We start from the raw sequence: 7,364 nt of genomic DNA, 5'->3' as shown, positions 1-7,364 counted from the left end.
GCCATAGTTCATTTCCTGCATGATTTTCGGGATTTTCAGGCCCGGTAATTCCCATATTGGGTTGGTGGTACAGCACAAGCCCACATCAGGCGTGAGGGCTGCTTCTTTGTAAACGTTGTAAGTGGTATCTAAGTAGCTCATTTTGTTAATGGTTAATAGTGTAATGGGGATTAGTTAATGGGTTTTTTATATACGAATAAAAATTTATTTCATTTTTAGGCCTGTAAAAGAAGTGCTAACTTCTTATTATTTTATAGTGTTGTAATTAATTCTTTAAATAAAGTGACCAGTTGTGGTTCAGCTTTGTCGGCCATGGCCATAATTTCCTTGATGTTTACCGGAGCCAAATTATCGGGGTCGCACTCATCAGTTAACACAGAAACTGCAACAACAGGCAGTTTGAGGTGGTTGGCCACAATCACTTCCGGCACGGTACTCATACCCACTGCATCGGCACCTATGATTTTTAGCATGCGGTACTCGGCGCGGGTTTCCAGTTGAGGTCCCACAACTGAAACGTAAACGCCCTGATGCAAAGTGATATTATTTTCTTTGGCAATTGCAATGAGGGTCTCGCTCATTTTTTTGTCATAGGGAGCACTCATATCCACAAAACGCTCGCCCAATTGAGAGACCCCTTTAAATGCCAGAGGTGAATCGCCCTGCAGGTTGATGTGGTCTTCAATGAGCATCAATTCGCCTTTTTTAAAGTTGAGGTTGATGGCCCCGGCTGCATTGGAAACCAATAGTTTTTTGATTCCTAATTGCTTCATGATGCGCACCGGATAAGTAACATCCTGCATGGAGTAACCTTCATAAACATGGAAACGGCCTTGCATCACCACCACTTTTTTTCCTGAAAGTTCACCAAAAAGAAATTTTCCCTGGTGAAACTCCACAGTAGCTGTCGGAAAGTATGGAATGTGGTTGTAACTCACTTCCACTTCGATGTTGATGGCATCGGCGAGTTTGCCCAATCCGGTGCCAAGTATAATTCCCACTTCCGGTGTACCGAAGCCGTGGTCTTTTAAAAATTGTACGGTTTTATTTAGTTCTTTTTTCATTGTCCTTCCGCTAGTACCCTCCACACTTCGACTACGCTCAGTGGCCGGAGGGGTTATAGGTTACTATATTAGTTATTAAGTAAGTATTCTTTTAATTCTTTAAATTCCTCAAGATCTTCATAAGTGTCAATGTCGTTGCGTTCGTCCAGTAGTGCGATATGTTCGTCTTTCAGGTCAATAAGTGTGTTTTGCAGAACAGTGTTGCTTCCCCAGTCTTTGTTTTCAAACAGGGCATAGTTGAGTTTGTTCATTCCAAGCAAATAGTAGCCGCCGTCTTCGGCAGGACCTATCACATAGTCGTAAGTTTCAAGTGCTTCAAAAGCTTCATTGATGTCTTCTGTAGTAATGTCAAGCAAATCGGAACCTATGATTATGATATGCTGAAACCCTTGCTGAAATCCATTCGCGAAAGCGTTTTCCATCTTTTCGCCCAAATCGGTTCCGGTCTGGATTTTTTTGACAAAACTATTTGGGAACATATCGTGCTCTTCAATAAATTCTGAATAATGCACTTCCTTAACAGCATTTGCCGGCGAGGTAATCAAGGCGGTGTGTCTCAACAACACTTTATAGAGTTCAGTGGCCGGCACATCGCCAATGGTCTTTGCCAGTCTGGTTTTGCATTTACCCGGTATGGGGTTTTTAGTGAATATGATGAGTAAGTTTTTTGCTTCCATCCTTAATAAACTTTTTCGCCTTTTGTGAGCCATTTACTCCATTTTTTTGAGAAGGCGTGTACTTTTTCTGTTTCATTGTCTTGTGAATCATAAACGGGCAGGTGATTGTTTTTCCATTCAAAAATGCCGCCAAAAAGATTGTAAACTACTGTGTATCCTTCATTTTGAAGTTGTTCGCCAATTTTTTCAGAACGCACACCCAATGAGCAGTACACTATAATTTCTTTGTCTTTTTCGGGAAACCGGTTTTTAAATTTTTCAATATCAAAACTTTCAAAACCTACCCAATGGGCATTTTTCAAGTGGCTTACTTGGTATTCTTCCAATGCTCTTGTGTCCAGCAATAACAATTCTGGATGGTTCTTTTTTTCCTGTAGTTGTTCAACTGAAATGTATGGAACAGTTTCGTTGTTGTATTTGTCCAAGAGTTCCTCAAGCGTCCCTTGACCGCAAGCTGAAAAACTTATGGAAAACAGGAATATGTAGATTAGTTTTTTCATTATATAACGCTCCCCTGACAACTGCTTCCCGCACCGGCGGTGCAACCGTAACAGTGTTGGGAAATGATGATGTTTCTGTTGTTCAATAAATCTTCGTTATAATCTTTGATGTGTTTGACTTTGCTGTCCACTTTCAATTCCAGCATCTGGTTAAAATCGCAGTCATACAACCAGCCGTCCCAGCTTATGGAAATGGTATTGGTGCACATTACATTTTCAACCGCAGCCGGATTGTATGCTTCTACCAGTGAATACATATAGTCTTCATAGTTTTCTGAAGCGATGAGGTAGTCCAGAAAACGCGAAATGGGCAGATTGGTGATGGCAAAAAGATTGTGGAACTGGATGCCAAAGTCTTCTTCTAGAGCTTTCTTAAACTCTTTTTCCATACTTGCTTGGTCGCCGGGAAGAAAAGCACCTGAAGGGTTGTAAACCAAATCCAACCTTAGCGGACTATCAGGCAGCCCATAACCCACGGCATTGAGTTCCTGCAAAGCTTTTATTGACTTGTCAAAAACCCCGTCGCCACGCTGTTTGTCGGTTTTTCCTCGAGTCCAGTGCGGCATGGATGAAACCACGTGTACATTGTGTTTTTTGAAAAATTCAGGTAAATCGTGGTATTTTTTGTTAGCACGAATGATGGTCAAATTGGAACGTACAATAAAATCTGCAATTCCGGCTTTGGAGGCTTCTTCAACAAACCAACGAAAGTCGGGGTTCATCTCGGGTGCGCCACCCGTGAGATCGAGTGTGTGGGCACTGGTGTTTTTAATCACTTCCAGGCACTGCATCATGGTTTCGCGAGTCATGATTTCTTTACGGTCAGGACCTGCATCTACGTGGCAGTGTGTACACACCTGATTGCACATATAACCCAGATTGATTTGCAGGATTTCCAGTTTTTTGGGTTTTAGAGGAAACTGACCGATTTCGGAGATTTTGTCTTTAAACTTGGGCAATTCTCCATTTTGGAAAATACCGTTGGATAGAATTTCCAATTGGCGTTTGGCATAAGCCAGTTCACTTTCGCGTTTGTGTAAAGATTGAATTTTAAGTTTAGTCATAATAAATTTTAATAAGATAACCTGAAACCTGAAACAAAAAACCAGAAACTTTCTATCCGTCCAGTTTGTTCACCTTGTTCATCATCATCACACCGTGTACAAGTGTGGCACCACTTTTTATGGCCGCACCCACGTGAACGGCTTCCATCATTTGTTCTTTGGTCACACCTCGTTGCAGGCAGTCTACGGTATAAGCATCAATACAGTAAGGGCATTGTTCTGTATGCGCTACTGCCAGTGCAATGAGTGCTTTTTCACGGGCAGTGAGTGCACCTTCTTCAAACACTTTTCCGTAATAGTCAAAATATTTGGTACCGAGTTCTTCACTCCATTCAGTGATGTCGCCAAATTTTTTCAGGTCTTTTGGGTCATAATAGTTGTTATTCATAATTAGTGGATGCTTAGCGTTTATACTTACGATAAAAATTCTTGTTTAGTTTTTGCCAGAAGATTTTTCATAAATATAATGTATCTGTCGAAAAAGGAATGGGCTTCCTAACAAAGTTTTTGTAAAAATATTTTTGCACGCATAAAGAAGTAATGTTCGACTGACCCCTGTTCAGGTATTGATGTAAAGTTTTTTAGGGTAAAATATAATATGTAAATTTGAGGGTTTAGAATTTTTATCCATTTTCAATATTTAAAATAATGAAATACTTAATTATGGGGGTGACCCTGGTAATTGCTTTAAGTGCCTGCAACAATAAAGAAGAACAACCATCTCAAGGAGAAATGATTTCTGAAACCGAAAAATTGCAGGAGGTTGATTTAAAGGAAATTCCTGAAGAGGAGCGCCTTATTCTTCAGGAAACCATAGATAGTTTAAACCTTGCCATTGATAGTGACCCCGGGAACCCGGAGTTATATTTCAACAGGGGGGTTGCAAAGAGTGAGCTTCAAAACCACAGTAGTGCAATAGAAGACTTTGACCGTGCAATTGATATTGACCCTATTCCAACTTTATTCCTTTACAGAGGGTATTCAAAAGCTGAACTTCAAGACTATCCGGCTGCAATTGATGATTACAATAAGGCTATTGAGCTGTATCCTATGGAGCCCAATGCATATTACAATAGGGGTCTGGCTAAATTTAACATGGATGATTATCCCGGGGCTATAAAAGATTTTACCCAGACCTTGGAGATTGATGCTTCCCGAGCTGAAGCTTACTATAACAGAGGATTGTCAAAAGCCAGAATGAGGGACTATGACGCTGCCATAAAAGATTATGACAAGGCTATTGAAATGGCGCCCACATCTCCGGAGGCCTATTATAACAGAGGCTTTGCTAAAGTGAACTTACAGGATTTTCCTGAAGCAATTATCGATTTTACTTCTGCGATTGATTTCAATCCGGAATTTGCCGAGGCTTTCAATAATCGGGGCCTCTCTCATATCATGTTGGGCGACAGGCAAAATGGATGTGCTAACTTGCAAAAGGCAGCAGAATTAGGTTTTGTTACTGCTTTTGATGCAATGGCTGAGTATTGTAATTAGGATTTTTAATAGCACACAAATCAGCATTTAAAAACAAAAACCCATGTAAACATAGTGCTTACAGGGGTTTTAAAGTGGTACCTCCAGGAATCGAACCAGGGACACACGGATTTTCAGTCCGTTGCTCTACCAACTGAGCTAAGGTACCATAATGTTTTTCGGGCTGAGCCCGCCGAAGCAACACGAAGTAGTTGCGTAGGAGGGTGCAAATATAATTTTATTTTAATTTGTGCAAAGCATAAAAATAAAAAAAAAGTTTTTAATTCCTCAATTAGTTACTTTGATTTCTGATTCCAAGTTGTATTTTTGCTCCTTATTCATTTAACAATGAACTTAGTAGTTGATGTTGGAAATACACTGATTAAGCTGGCTGTTTTTGATGGCAGTAATCAGGTTTTAAAAAAAACCGTGCTAAAATCAGATTTTGACAAGGCTCTTGATTTTTTGATAGAGGAATTTACAGTTATCCAAAAGGTAATGTTAAGCGTGGTAGGAACATTTTCAGATAAAAGTAAAGCCAAACTCGAAAAACGTTTTAAAGTTTTTGAAATTTCGCCCACCATTAAAGTTCCGTATACTAATGATTATACAACTCCAGAAACTTTGGGATTTGACAGGATTGCACTTGTGAGTGCGGCTGCAAATCAGTATCCAAATAAAAATGTGTTGATTATTGACGTGGGCACCTGTATTACCTATGACTTTTTAAACTCCGAAGCACGTTATAAAGGGGGGGCTATTTCTCCCGGAATCGATATGCGTTACAAAGCCCTGAACCATTTTACTGAAAAATTACCCTTGCTTGATGCCAATATCCCTCAAAATTTAACAGGAAATTCCACACAAACATCCATACACTCGGGGGTTATAAATGGCGTAACTTTTGAAGTTGATGGAATTATAGATGCTTACAAGCAAGAAAATCGAGATTTAACAGTTATTTTAACAGGGGGCAATGCGCATTTTTTGCGAGATAGATTAAAAAATACCATATTTGCCAATCCAAATTTTCTCCTTGAAGGATTGAACTTTTTATTAGAACAGAATCAAAATACATGATACAAAGACTTTTAGTAATCATTCTGGTATGCATTACTGCAACAACCGTTGCACAAGAGGCCACCTCTTCTCCTTACTCATTTTTTGGAATAGGTTCGCTTAATTTCAGGGGAACTGTTGAAAACAGAAGCATGGCCGGAATAGGCGTGTATTCTGACAGTATTCACCTCAATTTACAAAATCCTTCCGGACTTGCTCACTTAAAGCTGGTAACTTTTACAGTGGGAGGGGCTCATAAATATGTTTCTCAGGAAACAGCCACCGAAAGCGGCAGTGCCTCTTCAACTTCCATCAATTATCTTGCTCTGGGTATGCCATTAACCGATAGAATTGGCGCAGGTTTTGGAATCTTGCCACTCACATCTGTAGGTTATAACCTCCAGAGCCTGGCTGAAGACGGAAGTGTACAAAACCGTGGTCGGGGCGGTATGAACAAGGTTTTTGTGAATCTTGGATACAGAATCAACGATAATTTTAGTGTGGGGATTGACGCCAATTACAACTTTGGAAATATTGTCAATTCAACCCTCTTGTCAAATCCCGATGTAGAATTTGCCACACGAGAAACAAACAGGTCAAACCTTTCAGGATTCAGTTTTGACCTTGGTGCAACTTACAGGAGAATGGTAACTGACAAACTTGAACTTTTTTCTTCTATTACCTATACCCCTGAAACTAGATTAGACTCTGAAAATTTTAGGCAATTTGCCAGTGTTTTCGTTCCCAATTCAAATTTTCAAATAGATGTGGACGTGAGAGATGTGGATGTGGAAGATTCAAAACTGACATTGCCTACAGAAGTGACTTTAGGACTGGGGATTGGTGAGCCCAGAAAATGGTTTATAGGTGGCGAATACACCACACAAGGGACTAATAATTTTTCAAACAGAGCTTTCAATTTGGATAATGTTGAATTTTCAGCAGCATCAAGATACAAGCTTGGTGGGTTTTATGTACCCCGCCACACAGCATTATCAGGCTATTTAAATAGAGTAACATATCGTGCTGGAGTCAGGTATGAAGATACCGGCTTGAGGATTAATAATGAAAATATAAACGAGTTTGGCATTACTTTTGGGGTTGGACTACCCGTAGGGCGAATGTTCTCAAACTTTAACATCGGTTTTGAAGTTGGAAGCAGGGGAACCACAAACAACGGTCTCGTAAAAGAAAACTTTTTCAACACCATAATTAGTTTGTCACTCAATGACAGATGGTTTGTTAAAACATTATATGATTAATATTTTATTATAAAATTGAACCCAATGAAAATAAAAGCCACATTAGTATTTTTCAGCTTGCTGTTAGTGAGCAGTATCGCAATTGCTCAAGAAAACGAAGATTGTAGAGTAAATCTTTCTCTTTATGTAGAAGCTGCTAAAATTGAAAATTATGATGCAGCATTTCCATATTTGGAAGAGTTAAGAAAAAACTGTGCAAACTTTCACTTGTCCATATACCAATATGGGGAAAGACTTTATAAACACAGAATCGAAAATGCTC

At 39.6% G+C, this 7,364-nt stretch carries 8 protein-coding genes, 1 tRNA gene and 2 pseudogenes; 4 read left to right on the top strand and 7 right to left on the bottom strand.

Annotation, left to right across the window (positions count from 1 at the left end):
- The 6 genes and pseudogenes from AC6F75_RS00450 to AC6F75_RS00425 all read right to left on the bottom strand — a co-directional run.
- Positions 1 to 141, bottom strand: a pseudogene (locus AC6F75_RS00450) (arsenosugar biosynthesis arsenite methyltransferase ArsM); the annotation flags it as partial.
- A gap of 110 nt (positions 142 to 251) precedes the next feature.
- A complete protein-coding gene (locus tag AC6F75_RS00445) occupies positions 252 to 1,064 on the bottom strand; it encodes a purine-nucleoside phosphorylase (RefSeq protein WP_500712958.1) in 813 nt (270 codons plus the stop codon).
- A gap of 68 nt (positions 1,065 to 1,132) precedes the next feature.
- Positions 1,133 to 1,741, bottom strand: coding sequence for a TIGR04282 family arsenosugar biosynthesis glycosyltransferase (locus AC6F75_RS00440; protein WP_500712957.1), 609 nt, complete (start codon positions 1,739 to 1,741; stop codon positions 1,133 to 1,135).
- A 2-nt stretch (positions 1,742 to 1,743) separates the two neighbouring features.
- Positions 1,744 to 2,241 carry a rhodanese homology domain-containing protein gene (locus AC6F75_RS00435; RefSeq protein WP_500712956.1) on the bottom strand — a complete coding sequence of 166 codons (498 nt, stop codon included), beginning with the start codon at positions 2,239 to 2,241 and terminating at the stop codon, positions 1,744 to 1,746.
- Positions 2,241 to 3,305, bottom strand: coding sequence for an arsenosugar biosynthesis radical SAM (seleno)protein ArsS (gene arsS / locus AC6F75_RS00430; protein ID WP_500712955.1), 1,065 nt, complete (start codon positions 3,303 to 3,305; stop codon positions 2,241 to 2,243). Before arsS ends, AC6F75_RS00435 begins: the two co-directional genes overlap by 1 nt.
- A 52-nt stretch (positions 3,306 to 3,357) precedes the next feature.
- The gene (locus AC6F75_RS00425; protein ID WP_500712953.1) at positions 3,358 to 3,693 is read right to left on the bottom strand and encodes an arsenosugar biosynthesis-associated peroxidase-like protein; all 336 of its coding nucleotides are present in this window, start codon (positions 3,691 to 3,693) and stop codon (positions 3,358 to 3,360) included.
- A gap of 260 nt (positions 3,694 to 3,953) precedes the next feature.
- Between AC6F75_RS00425 and AC6F75_RS00420 the strand changes: the two genes are divergently transcribed.
- Entirely contained in the window at positions 3,954 to 4,802 is an 849-nt protein-coding gene (locus AC6F75_RS00420; RefSeq protein ID WP_500712952.1) for a tetratricopeptide repeat protein, read from the top strand.
- Between the two features lie 75 nt (positions 4,803 to 4,877).
- Here AC6F75_RS00420 and AC6F75_RS00415 read toward each other — a convergent pair.
- Positions 4,878 to 4,950, bottom strand: a tRNA-Phe gene (locus AC6F75_RS00415).
- 179 nt (positions 4,951 to 5,129) lie between these two features.
- Between AC6F75_RS00415 and AC6F75_RS00410 the strand changes: the two genes are divergently transcribed.
- From AC6F75_RS00410 to AC6F75_RS00400, 3 genes and pseudogenes are all read left to right on the top strand, one after another.
- Entirely contained in the window at positions 5,130 to 5,861 is a 732-nt protein-coding gene (locus tag AC6F75_RS00410; RefSeq protein WP_500712951.1) for a type III pantothenate kinase, read from the top strand.
- Positions 5,858 to 7,102: a BamG family beta-barrel-assembly machinery protein gene (bamG, locus tag AC6F75_RS00405; protein WP_500712950.1), complete on the top strand. Its 1,245-nt coding sequence runs from the start codon at positions 5,858 to 5,860 to the stop codon at positions 7,100 to 7,102. Before AC6F75_RS00410 ends, bamG begins: the two co-directional genes overlap by 4 nt.
- 24 nt (positions 7,103 to 7,126) lie before the next feature.
- Positions 7,127 to 7,364, top strand: a pseudogene (locus AC6F75_RS00400) (hypothetical protein); the annotation flags it as partial.

The sequence above is a fragment of the Planktosalinus sp. genome (assembly GCF_059864935.1).
Note: the sequence above shows the minus strand (reverse complement) of the source record. Positions and strands in the feature narration are given on the sequence as shown.

Excerpts from the sequence above, each read along its gene's own strand:
- AC6F75_RS00435 (WP_500712956.1), bottom strand. The coding sequence starts at position 2,241 with ATGAAAAAACTAATCTACATATTCCTGTTTTCCATAAGTTTTTCAGCT.
- arsS (WP_500712955.1), bottom strand. The coding sequence starts at position 3,305 with ATGACTAAACTTAAAATTCAATCTTTACACAAACGCGAAAGTGAACTG.
- AC6F75_RS00440 (WP_500712957.1), bottom strand. The coding sequence starts at position 1,741 with ATGGAAGCAAAAAACTTACTCATCATATTCACTAAAAACCCCATACCG.
- bamG (WP_500712950.1), top strand. The coding sequence starts at position 5,858 with ATGATACAAAGACTTTTAGTAATCATTCTGGTATGCATTACTGCAACA.
- AC6F75_RS00410 (WP_500712951.1), top strand. The coding sequence starts at position 5,130 with ATGAACTTAGTAGTTGATGTTGGAAATACACTGATTAAGCTGGCTGTT.
- AC6F75_RS00420 (WP_500712952.1), top strand. The coding sequence starts at position 3,954 with ATGAAATACTTAATTATGGGGGTGACCCTGGTAATTGCTTTAAGTGCC.
- AC6F75_RS00425 (WP_500712953.1), bottom strand. The coding sequence starts at position 3,693 with ATGAATAACAACTATTATGACCCAAAAGACCTGAAAAAATTTGGCGAC.
- AC6F75_RS00445 (WP_500712958.1), bottom strand. The coding sequence starts at position 1,064 with ATGAAAAAAGAACTAAATAAAACCGTACAATTTTTAAAAGACCACGGC.